The organism is Streptomyces sp. CB02009 (assembly GCF_001905825.1).
Lineage (GTDB): Bacteria > Actinomycetota > Actinomycetes > Streptomycetales > Streptomycetaceae > Streptomyces.
This window is the reverse complement of sequence record NZ_LIVV01000011.1, coordinates 21470-37184: the sequence shown is the minus strand read 5'-3', so window position 1 is coordinate 37184 and position 15715 is coordinate 21470. Positions and strand designations below refer to the sequence as shown.

Below are 15715 nucleotides of genomic sequence, written 5' to 3'. Positions count from 1 at the left end.
CAGCAGGAGGAATCATGGCCAGCAGAACCGTGGCCGCTGCACTCGCCCTCGTGGCGGGAGCCGCCGCTGTGGCCGTCACGGGAAACGCCCCGGCCCAGGCCGCCCCGCCCGGCGAGAAGGACGTCACCGCGGTGATGTTCGAGTGGAACTTCGCCTCGATCGCCCGGGAGTGCACCGACCGCCTCGGCCCCGCCGGATACGGATACGTCCAGGTCTCCCCGCCCCAGGAACACCTCCAGGGCGGCCAGTGGTGGACCTCGTACCAGCCCGTCAGCTACAAGATCGCCGGACGTCTCGGCGACCGCACCGCCTTCAAGAACATGATCGACACCTGCCACGCGGCCGGCGTCAAGGTCGTCGCCGACTCCGTCATCAACCACATGGCGAACGGCTCCGGTACGGGAACGGGCGGGACCCCGTTCTCCAAGTACGACTACCCGGGCCTGTACTCCGGTTCCGACATGGACGACTGCCGCGCGACGATCTCCAACTACCAGGACCGGGGCAACGTCCAGAACTGCGAACTGGTCCAGCTCCCCGACCTCGACACCGGCGAGGACTACGTCCGCGGGAAGATAGCCGGCTACCTCAACGACCTGCTCTCCCTCGGCGTCGACGGCTTCCGCGTCGACGCCGCCAAGCACATGCCGGCCGCCGACCTCGCCAACGTCAAGTCGCGGCTCACCAACCCCGGCGTGTACTGGAAGCTGGAGGCCATCCACGGCGCCGGCGAGGCCGTCTCCCCGAGCGAGTACCTCGGCAGCGGAGACGTCCAGGAGTTCCGCTACGCCCGCGACCTCAAGCGCGTCCTGCAGAACGAGAAGCTCGCCTACCTCAAGAACTTCGGCGAGGCCTGGGGCTACATGGCATCCGGCCAGTCCGGCGTCTTCGTCGACAACCACGACACCGAGCGCGGCGGCGACACCCTCTCCTACAAGGACGGCGCGAACTACACCCTCGCCTCCGTCTTCATGCTCGCCTGGCCCTACGGCTCCCCGGACGTCCACTCCGGCTACGAGTGGACCGACAAGGACGCGGGCCCGCCCAACAACGGCCAGGTCAACGCCTGTTACACCGACGGCTGGAAGTGCCAGCACGCCTGGCGCGAGATCTCCTCCATGGTCGCCTTCCGCAACACCGCGCGCGGCCAGGCCGTCACCGGCTGGTGGGACAACGGCGGCAACGCGATCGCGTTCGGCCGCGGCACCAAGGCGTACGTGGCCATCAACCACGAGACCTCGACGCTCACCCGCACCTTCCAGACCTCGCTGCCCGCCGGCACCTACTGCGACGTCCAGTCGAACACCCCCGTGACGGTGAACGGGTCCGGCCAGTTCACCGCCACCCTCGGCGCCAACACCGCCCTGGCCCTGCACGTGAACGCGACGAACTGCGGCTCCGGCACGACCACGCCGCCGACGACCCCGCCCGCCACCTCGGGCGCGTCCTTCAACGCCACCGCCACCACCGTGCCCGGCCAGGACATCTACGTCACCGGCAACCGCGCCGAACTCGGCAACTGGTCCCCGGCCGCCGCCCTGAAGCTCGACCCGGCGACATACCCCGTCTGGAAGCGCACGGTCGCGCTGCCCGCCGGAACGGCCTTCGAGTACAAGTACCTCCGCAAGGACGCCGCCGGGAACGTCACCTGGGAGTCCGGCGCCAACCGCACCGCGACCGTCCCCGCCTCCGGCCAGATCGCCGTGAACGACACCTTCCGCAGCTGACCTCCCCACCCCTCCAGGGCCGCCCCACCCGGGGCGGCCCTCCCACCCGTACCCGCACCCGCACCCGCACCCGTATCCGTACACTCGTCCCTCCTCCAGGGAGCACCCCCGTGACACGCAAGCGAACGGCGGTCGCACTGGCCGCCGCCCTGTGCGCGGCCCTCGTGCCCGCCGTCCCCGCGGCCGCCGCGCCCAGGCCCCCGGCCCCGCCCTCCGACCGGGCGCTCGCGGCCGAGCCCGCGCGCCAGGACCTCACCCGCGAGCAGTTCTACTTCGTCCTTCCCGACCGCTTCGCCAACGGCGACACCTCCAACGACCGGGGCGGCCTCACCGGCAGCCGGACGCAGACCGGCTTCGACCCCACCGACAAGGGCTTCTACCAGGGCGGCGACCTCAAGGGCCTCACGGAGCGGCTCGACTACATCAAGGGCCTCGGCACCACCGCCATCTGGATGGCGCCGATCTTCAAGAACCGGCCCGTGCAGGGCGAGGGCAAGGACGCCTCCGCCGGCTACCACGGCTACTGGATCACCGACTTCACCCAGGTCGACCCGCACTTCGGGACCAACGAGGACCTGGAGAAGCTGATCGCGGCCGCCCACCGCAAGGGCATGAAGGTCTTCTTCGACGTCATCACCAACCACACCGCGGACACCGTCGACTACGCCGAGCAGAAGTACGGCTACCGCCCCAAGGGCGCCTACCCGTACCTCGACAGGGACGGCCGCCCCTTCGACGACCGCGAGGCCGTCGGGAAGGTCGACCGGGACTCCTTCCCGTACACCCCCGTGGCCTCCGCGGAGAAGGCGGACACCAAGGTCCCGGCCTGGCTCAACGACCCCTCGATGTACCACAACCGGGGCGACTCCACCTGGGTCGGCGAGTCCGCCGAGTACGGAGACTTCGTCGGCCTCGACGACCTGTGGACCGAGCGTCCCGAGGTCGTCGACGGCATGAAGCGGATCTACGAGAAGTGGGTCCGCGACTTCAAGATCGACGGCTTCCGCATCGACACCGTCAAGCACGTCGACCTCGACTTCTGGACCCAGTGGGCCACCGCCCTCGACGCCTACGCGAAGAAGCAGGGCCGCGAGGACTTCTTCATGTTCGGCGAGGTCTACTCCGCCGACACCGCCGTCACCTCCCCGTACGTCACCCGAGGCCGGCTCGACGCCACCCTCGACTTCCCCTTCCAGGACGCCTCCCGCGCCTTCGCCTCCCAGGGCGCCGGAGCCGACCGGCTCGCCAAGGTCTTCGCCGAGGACTACCGGTACACCACCGACAAGGCCAACGCCTACGAGCAGGTGACCTTCCTCGGCAACCACGACATGGGCCGCATCGGCACCTTCCTCAAGCAGGACAACCCGAACGCCTCCGACACCGAACTCGTCCGCCGGGCCACGCTGGCCAACGAGCTGATGTTCCTGTCCCGCGGCAACCCGGTCGTCTACTACGGCGACGAGCAGGGCTTCACCGGCCCCGGCGGCGACAAGGACGCCCGCCAGACCCTCTTCGCCTCGAAGACCGCCGACTACCTCGACGACGACCAGCTCGGCACCGACCGCACCCACGCCACCGACGCGTACGACCCCACCCACCCGGTGTACCGGTCCGTCGCCGCCCTGTCGAAACTGACCCGCGAGCACCCGGCCCTCCGCGACGGCGTCCAGCAGGAACGGTACGCCGAGGGCTCCGTGTACGCCTTCTCCCGTACGGACCCGAAGACCCGCACCGAATACCTCGTCGCCACCAACAGCGCCACCACCGCGAAGACGGTCACCGTCCCCGTCGGTTCGGCGGACTTCCGCGCCCTGTACGGAGGCCAGGGCGCGGTGGCCGCCGCGAGCGGCAAGGTCACCGTCACCGTCCCCGCGCTCTCCTCCCTCGTCCTCAAGGCCGACAAGCCCCTCCCGGCCCCCGCCGTGAAGCCCTCCGTCAGCCTCAGGGCCCCCGCCGCCGGAGCCACCGGCACCGTCGAGCTCACCGCCGACGTCAGCGGCGGCGGCCTCAACCGCGTCGTCTTCGCCGCCCAGACCGGCAACGGCCGCTGGCAGACCCTCGGCACCGCCGACCACGCCCCCTACAAGGTCACCCAGCACGTCACGGCCCCCGCCGGCACCGCCCTGCGCTACAAGGCCGTCGTCGTCGACAGCACCGGCCGCATCGCGAGCGCCACCGCCGGGAGCACCGCCGGACAGGCCCCCGCGCCCCAGAAGCCGGTCGCCGTCGAACGCGCCCACGCCGTCGTCCACTACCAGCGCGAAGACGGGAACTACGACGGCTGGACCCTGAAGGCCGCCGGCCAGGAGGCCGCGTTCACCGGCCGCGACGCCCACGGCGCCTTCGCCTGGGTGAAGGTCCCCGAAGGCGCGTCCACCGTCGCGTACACCGTCGAGAAGAACGGCACCGCCGACGGCCCGCAGCGCACCGTCGACCTCGGCCGCACCGGCGAGGTCTGGATCACGCAGGGCGCCGACGGCCAGTCCGACACGAACCCGTCCCCGGCCCCGCAGGACAAGACCAAGGCCGTCATCCACTACCAGCGGCCCGACGGGAACTACGAGGGCTGGGGCCTCCACACCTGGACCGGCGCCGCCCAGCCCACCGACTGGTCCAAGCCCCTCATGCCGACCCGCGTCGACGCCTACGGCGCCGTCTACGAGGTCCCGCTCACCGAGGGCGCCACCTCCCTCTCGTACATCCTCCACAAGGGCGACGAGAAGGACCTCCCCACCGACCAGTCCCTCGACCTGGCGAGCCTCGGCCACGAGGTCTGGGCCCTCGCCGGACAGCCCAAGTACCTCCTCCCCACCGTCGGCGGCGCCCCGAACCTCGACCTCGGCAAGGCCGAGGCCCAGTGGATCGACCGGAACACCGTCGTCTGGAAGGTCAAGGCCACCGAGGCCACCAGCCAGCAGCTCGTGTACGCGAAGGACGGCGGGATCACCGTCACCGACGGCGCCCTGAACACCGAGGGCCAGTGGCTCCGGCTCGACCGGACCGCCCTCACCGACGCCCAGAAGGCGAAGTACCCCCACCTCGCGGAGTACCCGGCCTTCACCGTCGACCCGCGCGACACCGACCGCGTCCGCGCCTCCCTGCGCGGACAGCTGATCGCCACCCAGCGCGCCGCCAACGGCGCCCTGCTCGCCGCCACCGGCGTGCAGACCGCCGGAGTCCTCGACGACCTCTACGCGAAGAAGGCCACCGGCGCCGCCCTCGGCCCCGTCTTCCGCGGCGGCCGGGTCGGCCTCTCCGTCTGGGCCCCCACCGCGCAGTCCGTCGCCCTCGAACTCGACGGCCGGACCCTGCCCATGCGGCGCGACGACACCTCCGGCGTCTGGTCCGTCACCGGACCCGCGTCCTGGACCGGCAAGCCGTACCGCTACGTGGTGAAGGTCTGGGCGCCCACGGTCCAGAAGATCGTCACCAACAAGGTCACCGACCCCTACTCCACCGCCCTCACCACCGACTCGGCCCGCAGCCTCGCCGTCGACCTCACCGACCCGAAGCTCGCCCCGGCCGGCTGGCGGGGACTCAGGAAGCCGGCCGCCGTGCCGCTGCGCGACGCCCAGATCCAGGAACTCCACATCCGCGACTTCTCCGTCGCGGACCCCACGGCCAAGGCCGACCACCGCGGCACCTACCTCGCCTTCACCGACAAGGCGAGCAAGGGCTCCCGGCACCTGCGCGAGCTCGCCGCCTCCGGCACCTCCTACGTCCACCTCCTCCCGGCCTTCGACATCGGCACCATCCCCGAGAAGAAGTCCGACCGGACCGAACCCGCCTGCGACCTCAAGGTCTACGCCCCCGACTCCGAGGAGCAGCAGGCCTGCGTCGCCGCCGCCGCGGCCAAGGACGCCTACAACTGGGGCTACGACCCGCTGCACTACACCGTCCCCGAGGGCTCCTACAGCACCGACCCCGAAGGGACCCGCCGCACCGTCGAGTTCCGGCAGATGGTCCAGGCCCTCAACGGCAGCGGCCTGCGCACCGTCATGGACGTCGTGTACAACCACACCGTGGCCTCCGGACAGTCCGACAAGTCCGTCCTCGACCGGATCGTCCCCGGCTACTACCAGCGCCTCCAGGCCGACGGCACCGTCGCCACCTCCACCTGCTGCGCCAACACCGCCCCCGAGAACGCGATGATGGGCAAGCTCGTCGTCGACTCCCTCGTCACCTGGGCCAAGGACTACAAGGTCGACGGCTTCCGCTTCGACCTCATGGGCCACCACCCCAAGGCGAACATCCTCGCCGTGCGCAAGGCCCTCGACGAGCTGACCGTCGCCGAGGACGGCGTCGACGGCAAGGCGATCATCCTCTACGGCGAGGGCTGGAACTTCGGCGAGATCGCCGACGACGCCCGCTTCGTCCAGGCCACCCAGAAGAACATGGCCGGCACCGGCGTCGCGACCTTCTCCGACCGGGCCCGCGACGCCGTCCGCGGCGGCGGCCCCTTCGACGAGGACCCCGGCGTCCAGGGCTTCGCCTCCGGCCTCTTCACCGACCCCAACACGTCCACCGCCAACGGCACCCCGGAGCAGCAGAAGGCCCGGCTCCTCCACTACCAGGACCTCATCAAGGTCGGCCTGACCGGCAACCTCGCCGACTACTCCTTCACCGACACCTCAGGCCGCACGGTCAAGGGCAGCCAGGTCGACTACAACGGCGCCCCCGCCGGATACGCGGCCGCCCCCGGCGAGGCCCTCGCCTACGCCGACGCCCACGACAACGAGACCCTGTACGACGCCCTCGCCTTCAAGCTCCCGGCCGGCACACCGGCCGCGGACCGGGCCCGCATGCAGGTCCTCGCCATGGCCACCGCGACCCTCTCGCAGGGCCCGGCGCTCTCCCAGGCGGGCTCGGACCTGCTGCGCTCCAAGTCCCTCGACCGCAACTCGTACGACAGCGGCGACTGGTTCAACGCGATCCACTGGGACTGCGGCGACGGCAACGGCTTCGGCCGCGGCCTCCCGCCGGCCCCCGACAACAAGGCCAAGTGGGGCTACGGAAAGCCGCTCCTGGTGAACCCGGCCCTGAACGTCGGGTGCGCGCAGATCGACGGCGCCTCCGCCGCCTACCGCGACCTCCAGAAGATCCGCACCACCGAGCCGGCCTTCTCCCTCGCGACCGCGAACCGCGTGCAGGACACCCTGTCCTTCCCGCTCTCCGGCCCCGAGGAGACCCCGGGCGTCATCACGATGCGCCTGGGCGACCTGGTGGTGGTCCTCAACGCGAGCCCGCGGCAGCAGACGCAGCGGATCCCCGGCCTGGCCGGGACGCCGTACGCCCTGCACCCGGTGCAGGCGAACGGCTCCGACACGGTCGTGAAGACGTCGTCCTACGCGCCGGGTTCGGGCACCTTCACGGTCCCGGCGCGGACGGTGGCGGTCTTCACGGCGAGGTGACGGCCCCACCCGCAGGACCCGGGGTGAGCGACCGCTCCATCAGGGTCACCCCGTAGCGCGTGCCGTCGGCGGCGAGCTTTCCCGGCTCCTCGCCGACGGCACGGTACCCCGCGGCCTCGTAGTACGTACGGAGCCGCGGGTTGTTCGACAAGCAGTCCAGCCGGGCGACCGACCGCCCACCGGCCGCGACACGGCCCTCCGCGTGCGCGAGCAGCTCCCGTCCGGTCCCGGCGGGCGCGGAACGCCGGTCCGTCATCAGCCGGTGGACGTACCCGGCGACCGGCGGCTGCGGGCCCCAGGCCTGCTCGTCCGCCCACCACAACTCGTACGCGCCGACGGCCAGGCCGCCGTGCGACGCCAGCCACACCTCGCCGGCGCCGACCCGCTCGCGGAAGTGCTCGGCGCTCTTCCCACCGGGCTTCCACTGGTCGATCCCGCTCCGCAGCATCCACCGGGCCGCGCCGTCGTACAGGTCCACCAGCAGGTCCGCGTCACCGGCGTCCGCCTGCCGGAAGGTCACTTGTGCCGTCATGACGATCACCGTAAGGCTGTGGCCAGACATCCGAAAGCCGTATCCCTCCTGGCCGGGAGTGCCCCATGCCGCAGATCACCGTCGACCACTCCGCGCCCCTCGACCGGCGCGGCTTCGCCCTCGCCCTGCACCCGCTCGTCGTCACGACGGTCGACACGGCGCTCGACGCCTGCAAGACCCGGTTCCGCGAGGTCGACGAAGCGGTCGTCGGGGACGGCTCGACCGGGGACGCCCTGGTCCACGTCGAGATCGCGCTGCTCTTCGGCCGCACGGACGAGGTCAAGGCGCGCCTCTCCAAGGCCGTCCTCGACCTGCTGCCGCGATTCCTCGGGACGCCGGAGGGCGTCCGGCTGTCCGTCGAGATCCGCGACCTCGAATCGTCCTACCGCAAGCGCTGATCGGGTACGGAGGGGACGGACGGTACGGCGGGAGCCTCGGGCGACACGGCCGGCACCAGCGCGACGAGCCGGGCCACCAGCTCCCCGAAGGGGCCGTCGGCCGGCTCGTCGGCCAGGATGCCGACCAGGATCTCCGCCATGTCCGCGTCGTACGCGGCACTCACCGCGGCGAGCGCCCCGAAGTCGTGCACGAGCTGCAACTCCAGCTCGGCGCGCGGGACCCGGCGGCCGTCCAGCCAGATCAGGGCCGTCGACTCGGCGAGCGACACCCAGGAACGCACGACCAACTCGAGCCTCGCCGAGGGCTTCTCGACCTGGAGATGGGCGAGGATCTGCACGTACGCGGCCTGCCGCACCTCGTCGATCATCGCGTTCGTCGTGGAGGAGCCCACCGCGGGACCGCCCCGCATCAGCGCCGCGAACCCGGGCCCGTGGTCGTCGACGAAGTCGAAGAAGCGGCCCATCACCCGCAGCAGCCGCGCCCCCAGCGGACCCTGCGGCGGTTCCACGAACCTGGCCGCCAACTCGTCGGCCGCGCGCCGGAGGGCGGCCTCGTAGAGGCTCTGCTTGCCGGGGAAGTAGTGGTAGACCAGCGGCCGCGAGATCCCCGCGGCCGCGGCGATCTCGTCGATGGAGACCTCGTCGGGAGAGCGGTGGCTGAAGAGTTCGAGGGCCACCCCGATCAGCTGCTGCTTGCGCTCCTCGACGCCCATCCTGCGGCGTACCCCGGTCGTCATACGAACAGCCTAACGTCGTCCGATACGCTCCTGCCCCATGAGCGCTTCCGACCAGGAAACCCCGGCCGTCAAGGCCACCGAGGCCCCGGAGGCCCCCGAGGCCGAAGAGCCCGACGCCGTACGCGAGGAGGCCCCCGCCGAGGGCCGCGGGACGGCCGCGGCCGAGGCCGCCCGGGAAGCGGCGGACGACCGTGACGAGGACGACGAGGCCGAAGAAGACGACGACCTCGACGAGTCGGACGAAGACGAGGACGAGGACGAGGACGCAGACGCCGACGGCCTCACGCCCAAGCAGGCCCGTCGCATCCGCGTCGCCGTCGCCTCCGTGCTGCTCGTCGCGATGGCCGTCGTCCTGGTGATCCGCCTCGCGAGCCGCACCTCCGTCCTGGTCGTGGGGGTGTACGGACTCGCGATGATCCTCTGCGGGGTCGTGATCGAGCTCTCCCGCAACGGCCGTACGCGGCTCGGCACCTGGCTCCTGGTGGGAGGCCTCCTCGCCGCGCTGGCCCTCGACTGGCTGGTCCTGCCGTAGTGGTGTCCCGCCCGCCGGCCCTCAGAGGTCGAGGACGAGCCGCTCTCCCGCGCAGCGCGAGACGCAGATCAGCATCGAGTCGTCCCGCTCGGCATCGGTGAGCAGCTCGTCCCGGTGGTCGACCGCGCCCTCCAGGACCCGCTGCCGGCACGTCCCGCAGAAGCCCTGCCGGCAGGAGTACATGAGGCCCGGGACCTCTTCGCGCACCGCCGCGAGGACCGACTGGTCCGCGGCCACCCGCACCGTGCGCCCCGAGCGGCGCAGCTCGACCTCGAAGGCCGTGCCGCCGGTCGTCGCGGCGGCCGAGAAGCGCTCGACGCGCGGCGCCGCGCCCTCCGGCATCGCCGCCGCCACGGCGTCCATGAGCCCGTCGGGGCCGCAGCAGTAGACGGGGGTCCCGGCCGGTACCCCGGCGAGGAAGCCCAGGTCGGGGTAGCCGGTCTCGTCCTCGGCGACGACGGTCACCCGGTCCCCGGCGCGGCCGAGGGACTCGATCTCCGCCAGGTACGGCATGGTGGCGCGGCTGCGGCCGCAGTACACGAGCCGCCAGTCCGCCCCGGCCGCCTCGGCGGCGCGCAGCATCGGCAGGACCGGCGTGATGCCGATGCCGCCGGCGACGAAGACGTACGCGGGGGAGTCGACGAGCGGGAAGCGGTTGCGCGGTCCCCGGATCTCGATCTCCACGCCCTCGTGGAGCTGTTCGTGGACCTCGCGCGAGCCGCCCCGGCCGCCCTGCCCGGTCTCGATCAGCCGGGTCGCCACGGTGTACGCGGCGGGGTCGGCCGGGTCGCCGCAGAGCGAGTACTGCCGGACGAGCCCGGAGGGCAGGACGAGGTCGATGTGCGCGCCGGGCTGCCAGGCGGGCAACCCGCGTCCCTCCAGGCGCAGTTCGACGACCCCGTCGGCCCGGGTGGTGCGTGCGGTGACGCGGGCCTTGCGGGGGACGGTGCTGCCCCGGCCGTACCCGGAGACGGGTTCGTCGAGGGCGGGCATGGGCCACAGCGGGGCGCTCGTCATCCGGCTGCGGACGGCGCGGCGGACGAGCAGTGCGGCCCCGGCGACGAGGGCGACGGTGGTGAACCGGGGCATCAGTGGCCTCCGTTGGCGCCGGGCGAGGAGGCCAGGTAGGCCATCGCCTGTGCGGTGTCCCCCTCCTGGGAGGGGTGGTAGGCGCGGCTCAGGTAGCGGGGGATCGAGCGCAGCATGTCCGGGGTGGAGGGCAGCACGCCCTGCCGGCCCTTGCGGACGAACTGGCCGAGGGAGGCCTTGCCGTCGAGGAGGGTGGGGTCGTTCTCCATGAAGAAGCGGACGCCCCGCTGCCAGAGGAAGACGAGCGCGGAGAACGCGAGCGCCCAGGTGCGGGCGCGGCGCCGGTAGCCGCCGTCGAGGTGCATGAACAGCTCGAAGGCGACCGAGCGGTGCTCGACCTCCTCCGCCCCGTGCCAGCGCAGCAGGTCGAGCATGGTGGGGTCGGCGCCGACCCGGTCGAGCTCGTCGGCGTTCAGCACCCAGTTGCCGAGGAAGGCGGTGTAGTGCTCGATCGCGGCGATCATCGCGACCCGCTCCATCAGCCACCAGCGGCGCGGCCGGCCCGGCGGCAGGGTCCGGTCCCCGAGGAGCTTCTCGAAGAACCAGTCGACCTGCGCGGTGTACGGGGTCGGGTCGAGGCCCTGCTCCCTGAGGTGGGGCAGGACGTCGTCGTGGGCCTGGGAGTGGATGGCCTCCTGGCCGATGAAGCCGATGACGTCCGCGCGCAGCCGGTCGTCGGTGATGTACGGCAGCGCCTGCTGGTAGACGTGCACGAACCAGCGCTCGCCGGCCGGGAGCAGCAGGTGCAGCACGTTGATCGTGTGCGTGGTGAAGGGATCGCCGGGTACCCAGTGGAGCGGAGTCTCCTCCCAGTCGAAGGAGACCTTCCGGGCCTTGAGCTCGACGTGCTCCGACGCCACCGGTGCAGGCTGCGTATTAGACATGGCGTCAATGTACTGAGGGGTAGCGCGGTGGCAACAGAGGTGTGCACGGTCTTTTTGACCTGCGGGGAGGGGCGCTCCCCAGCTCCCGGGACCGGCTCCGACCTCACCTCAGCGCACGCACCCGCGTGCCTTCCGGCAGGGTGCCGGCGAGGTCGGCGCGGGCACCCGCCGCGGCCTTCACGGCCAACAGGGGACCGTCGGACCGGCCCTTCACCCCGCCGGAGGTCTCCAGGGCCGTGAAGTCCGGACTCCCGGCGGCCAGCACGTACCAGCCGCCGCCGGGCGCCTGCCAGAGCACCCCGGCCAGCACCCGGGGATCGCGCACACCGCAGGCGGGCGACCCCTCGGAACGCGCCGCGAGCGCGGCGGGCACGGACGGCGAAGGAACCAGGAACTGGGCGAGGACCCGGCTGCCCGTGCCGCGCCAGGTCTCCGCGCGGGTGCACAACCAGGTGCCGCTCCCGGCGCCCTCGGGCAGCGGCTGCCGGGCGAACCGCCAGGCGTTCACCGACCGCACGCCGTGCGCCCGCACCGCCGACAGCTGGCACGCGGTCCGCGCCCAGGCCTCGCGCGCCTCGGGGCCCGTGGCGTCGGCGGGTGCGGCGGGCGGCCCCCAGAGCAGCCGGGCGGGCGCGAGCTCCCCGAGGTCCGCGAGCATCCGGAACCCCGAACCGTCCCGCACCTGAAGGGTGTTCCAGCGCGTGCAGCCCTTCGCGAGCGCGGGACTCGTCATCGGCTCGGTCACCCCGACGGCGTCGCGGCCCAGCTGCCTCGCGTCCTCGCCGGGCGCCAGGAGATCCCGCACCGAGGTCTCCCGCACCCAGGGAGCCGTCAGATAGCGGACGTTGCCGGCCGCGCGGGACAGCACGAGCGCGGCCGAGCCGACGGCGTCGGCGCCGTCGGTCCGCGCGAAGTCGAGCGCGGCACCGGCCGTGCCCCCGACGGGCTCCGCGTACCGCACGGCCCGCAGTCCGTCGTGGAGGATCACCACCCTGGCCCCGTCGACCTCCCCGGCGAACAGCAGCTGGGGCGGCCCCATGGGCGGCCCGACCGGCGTCCCGGGCGTGGCGGACGAGCGCACGGACGCGCCGGGCCGCGCCCACACGGCGAGTGCCCGCCGCAGCAGCGCGCGGTCCCCGGTGAGCGCACCGCGCGCCGGCCACACGGAGAAGTCCTGCCGGGTGGACGCGGGCCAGACGGCCGGGTCGACCCGCTTGAGGGCCCCGGGATCGAGCGCGGCCTCGGCGGCGGGATTGCGGGCGTACGAAGGAGCGGCAGCACCGTTTCTGCCCCAACCGTCCCCGGGCAGCCCGAGCAGCGCCCCGCACACGAGCAGCGCGGCGACGGCGACGATCCCGGCCCGCGCGTGCTGCCGCCGCCGCAGCAGGTCGGTGGGCCGCGCCTGCAGGGCGCAGGGGTCGAACTCGTCGGACTCGAGCAGGGCGGCACCGCTGCGACGCGGGCCGGGTCCACCGTGGCCCGGGAGGTCCGGGCGACCGGCCGCGTCGGGCCCCGGCCGGTCGCCGCCCGCGCCCCCGGCACCGCTCCGGCCGGGTCCCCCCGGCTCGGCGGCGGCCCCGCCCTCGGGGCCCGCCCCGCCCCCGCCGGGCGGAAGCACCCCGCCGGGCGGAAGCACCCCGGCCTGCGCAAGCGCCCCGCCCGGCCCCTCGCCCGGAAGCTCAGGGGCGTCGTCCAGCGCGTCCGCCTCCGCCAGTGCCGCCGCCGGGTCCGCCACGCCCGCCGCCGCGAGCACCCGCAGGACCTCCGCGTCGCCCTGGCGCTCCAGGCCCCGCAGGACGTACGCCGCCCGGCCCGGCCCGGACAGCCGGGACAGCCGCTGGTCCAGGGCGAGTTCGTCCGCGCCCCCCACCCGGGGGAACAGCCGCAGCCCCCACACGTGCGGCAGCAGCGGCGGGAACTGCGCCCGGCTCGGCAGCGCCAGGCGCCGCAGCGGCAGCCCCGCGACCAGCGCCTGCCGCAGCACCTCGCTCCGTACGTACGCGTACCCGGGATCGACCGCGTCCTCCGCGAGCCGCGGCTCCGGCACGGACGGACCCGCGACCCGGCGGCGGGGCAGCGAACGCTGGACGAGCGCGTGCGCGGTCAGCACCCGGCGGTTGCGGCCGAGCGACGGCGGCAGCACGAGGTAGGCGATGCGGACGAGACGCGGATAGCGCTCGACGAGCGCGGCCTCGGCCTGCTCGACGTCGACGGGGCCCACGGGCGAGGGAACGAGATCCTTGGTGCTCACGTTCAGCAGAACGAGCGATTCTTCCGATGGTCACCCCGGCGGCCGCTACCCCTTCCGGACCGTCAGCCGCGCGCGGATCCGGTCCGTCACCTCGTCCGGGACCCCGAGCCCCTCCCGTACGTACCGCTCCATCGAGCCGTGCCGGACCGCCACCTCGTCGAGCGCCGCGTCCAGGTACTGCGGCAGGACCCCGATCAGGTCGAGCGCGAGATCGGGGTTGCCGCCCTGGGCCGTGAACCCCTCGATCATCGGCGCGAACGCCTGCCGTACGGCCGTGTTGACCGACAGGTACTCCTCCCGCACGGTCTCCTCGTCCGCGCCGAGCAGCGACAGGACGACCGTCGCCGCCCACCCCGTCCGGTCCTTCCCCGCCGAGCAGTGGAAGAGCAGCGGACCGGCGTCGGGGGCGCCCAGCTCGGCGAGGAGCGTGCCGTAGGCCGCGCGGGCGGAGTCGCCGGAGACGAAGGTCCGGTACGTCCGGGCGAAGGCCGACCGGACCTGGCCCCCGCCGAGGTGCTCCTCGGCGAGCGCGGGGTCGGTGAGCAGCGCCTTGAGGCGGGCGGCCGGCGGCAGCCCGCTGGTGGCCAGATGATCGGCGAGCACGTCCGCGACGAGGCCCCGGGCACCGGAGGGGAGCCGGTCGGGCCGGTCGGCGCGCTCGACCTCCGTACGGAGGTCGACGACCGTACGGATGCCCAGCGCGGCCACGACCGGCTCGGCCGGGTCGAGCCGGTCGAGGTGGGCGGAACGCAGGACGAGGCCCGGACGGACGGCGTGCCCGCCGGCGAGCGGCAGGCCGCCCAGGTCGCGGAGGTTGGCGACGGAGGTGGCGGGGATGGCGGGCATGACGTCGACTCCTCCGGTACGTACGCGTTCGTGTCGACCGTAGTGGATCGCCCCGATACGAGCAGTTCCAGATGTTTCGGGGCGACCGGGCCCCAGCCGCGCCCCGACCCCCGCCGCTGTCCCCGTCTCCCCGGCCCCTCGGCCCCTCGGCCCCTCCGCCCCGCCTCACCCCTCCGCGAGCGCCGCCAGCACCTCCGCCTCGCGCTCGGGGGAGAGCCCGACCTGCGGCCGGTCAGGACGCTGCGGCGCCGTGCCGCCGACCGACTCCAGCCACGCCCAGGTCTCCGCGACCGTCTCCGCCGCCGACCGGCAGCGCAGCCCCGCCGCGAGCGCGCGGGAGACGTCGGCCGCGTGCATCGCGTCGTACATCTCGCCCGGCGGCAGCCACACGGGCAGCTCCGACCACGGCGCCACCCCCGCCTTGACCAGCGCCTCCGGCGCGGTCCAGCGGAGTTCGGCGTCGGATCCCGTGACCCGTACGCAGGCGTCGAGCAGATCGCCCATCGTCACGTGCCCGGGCGGCGACACGAGGTTGTACGGCCCCGAGAGCCCCGCGGCCACCGCGTCGAGCGTCCACTCGGCGAGGTCCCGGACGTCGACGTACTGGACCGAGAGCCCGGCCGGCCCGGGGGCGAGGATCGGGCCGCCGCGGGCGATCCGGCCCAGCCACCAGGGGAGCCGGCCCACGTTCTCGTACGGGCCGAGGATGAGCCCCGCGCGGACCAGCAGCGTCCGGTCCGCGCCGAACGCGGCGGTGGCGGCGAGCTCGCCGCCCCGCTTGGCCTCGGCGTACGGCACGTCACCGTCGTCGGCCGAACCCTCCACCAGCGGGCCGTCCTCGTCGAGCCCGGCCGCCGCCGGCCACGCGTACACCGAACGGCTCGACACGTACGCGTACCGCCCGACCCGGTCGGCGAGCAGCCGTGCCACGTCCCGCACCGCGGACGGCGCGGCCGACCAGGTGTCCACGACGGCGTCCCACGAGCCGGTGGCGAGCGCGGCGAGACCGTCCGGACCGGTCGTGCGGTCGCCGATGAGCGAGGTGACCCCCGCCGGTGCCGCGTGCCGGCCGCGATGGAAGACGGTCACCTCCCAACCGCGGGCGAGCGCCGCCTCGACCACCGCGCGGCCGACGAATTCCGTACCTCCGAGCATCAACAGTTTCATGATCGGAGCGTCCCGTGCGGCACGGCGGGGGACCAGGGCTTTTCGCTGCCGGAGGATTCCGCCGAGGGAGGAAGGTCACGGCCTCGGGAGGAACGTCATCGGTTCGGGAGGGGGGTCTCGTGCGCCCTCGGACGGGGTGGC

At 73.4% G+C, this 15715-nt stretch carries 11 protein-coding genes; 4 read left to right on the top strand and 7 right to left on the bottom strand.

All coding sequences use genetic code 11. The features are described 5' to 3' along the window. The first annotated feature begins 14 nt into the window (after window positions 1-14). Together AMK27_RS34810 and pulA are read left to right on the top strand one after the other, a co-directional pair. Window positions 15-1727 carry a carbohydrate-binding module family 20 domain-containing protein gene (locus AMK27_RS34810; RefSeq protein WP_073917445.1) on the top strand — a complete coding sequence of 571 codons (1713 nt, stop codon included), beginning with the start codon at window positions 15-17 and terminating at the stop codon, window positions 1725-1727. 110 nt (window positions 1728-1837) lie between these two features. Beyond that, the gene (pulA, locus tag AMK27_RS34805; RefSeq protein WP_073917444.1) at window positions 1838-7138 is read left to right on the top strand and encodes a pullulanase-type alpha-1,6-glucosidase; all 5301 of its coding nucleotides are present in this window, start codon (window positions 1838-1840) and stop codon (window positions 7136-7138) included. On the opposite strand, the gene AMK27_RS34800 is transcribed toward pulA, so the two are convergent. Further along, a complete protein-coding gene (locus AMK27_RS34800) occupies window positions 7125-7670 on the bottom strand; it encodes a GNAT family N-acetyltransferase (protein WP_198955990.1) in 546 nt (181 codons plus the stop codon). The genes pulA and AMK27_RS34800 overlap by 14 nt on opposite strands. 65 nt (window positions 7671-7735) lie before the next feature. Here AMK27_RS34800 and AMK27_RS34795 point away from each other — a divergent pair, with 65 nt between their 5' ends. After that, window positions 7736-8068 carry a 5-carboxymethyl-2-hydroxymuconate Delta-isomerase gene (locus AMK27_RS34795; protein WP_073917442.1) on the top strand — a complete coding sequence of 111 codons (333 nt, stop codon included), beginning with the start codon at window positions 7736-7738 and terminating at the stop codon, window positions 8066-8068. Here AMK27_RS34795 and AMK27_RS34790 read toward each other — a convergent pair. Then, window positions 8053-8805, bottom strand: coding sequence for a TetR/AcrR family transcriptional regulator (locus AMK27_RS34790; RefSeq protein WP_073917441.1), 753 nt, complete (start codon window positions 8803-8805; stop codon window positions 8053-8055). The two genes, AMK27_RS34795 and AMK27_RS34790, sit on opposite strands and share 16 nt — an antisense overlap. A gap of 37 nt (window positions 8806-8842) precedes the next feature. On the opposite strand from AMK27_RS34790, the gene AMK27_RS34785 reads away from it, so the two are divergent. Then, entirely contained in the window at window positions 8843-9337 is a 495-nt protein-coding gene (locus tag AMK27_RS34785; protein ID WP_073917439.1) for a hypothetical protein, read from the top strand. A gap of 21 nt (window positions 9338-9358) precedes the next feature. Here the strand turns inward: AMK27_RS34785 and AMK27_RS34780 are convergent, their stop codons facing one another. From AMK27_RS34780 to AMK27_RS34760, 5 genes are all read right to left on the bottom strand, one after another. Next, window positions 9359-10426, bottom strand: coding sequence for a PDR/VanB family oxidoreductase (locus AMK27_RS34780; RefSeq protein ID WP_073917438.1), 1068 nt, complete (start codon window positions 10424-10426; stop codon window positions 9359-9361). Beyond that, entirely contained in the window at window positions 10426-11310 is an 885-nt protein-coding gene (locus AMK27_RS34775; protein ID WP_073917436.1) for a metal-dependent hydrolase, read from the bottom strand. The genes AMK27_RS34780 and AMK27_RS34775 overlap by 1 nt, the downstream gene beginning before the upstream one ends. 103 nt (window positions 11311-11413) lie before the next feature. Beyond that, window positions 11414-13570 (bottom strand): hypothetical protein, encoded by a 2157-nt coding sequence (locus AMK27_RS34770; protein ID WP_445194891.1) that lies wholly within the window; start codon window positions 13568-13570, stop codon window positions 11414-11416. 36 nt (window positions 13571-13606) lie between these two features. Continuing rightward, window positions 13607-14407 (bottom strand): tyrosine-protein phosphatase, encoded by an 801-nt coding sequence (locus AMK27_RS34765; RefSeq protein WP_073917432.1) that lies wholly within the window; start codon window positions 14405-14407, stop codon window positions 13607-13609. A 165-nt stretch (window positions 14408-14572) separates the two neighbouring features. After that, on the bottom strand, window positions 14573-15574 hold the full coding sequence (locus AMK27_RS34760; RefSeq protein ID WP_073917430.1) for an NAD-dependent epimerase/dehydratase family protein: 1002 nt from the start codon (window positions 15572-15574) through the stop codon (window positions 14573-14575). Between the last annotated feature and the right edge of the window lie 141 nt (window positions 15575-15715).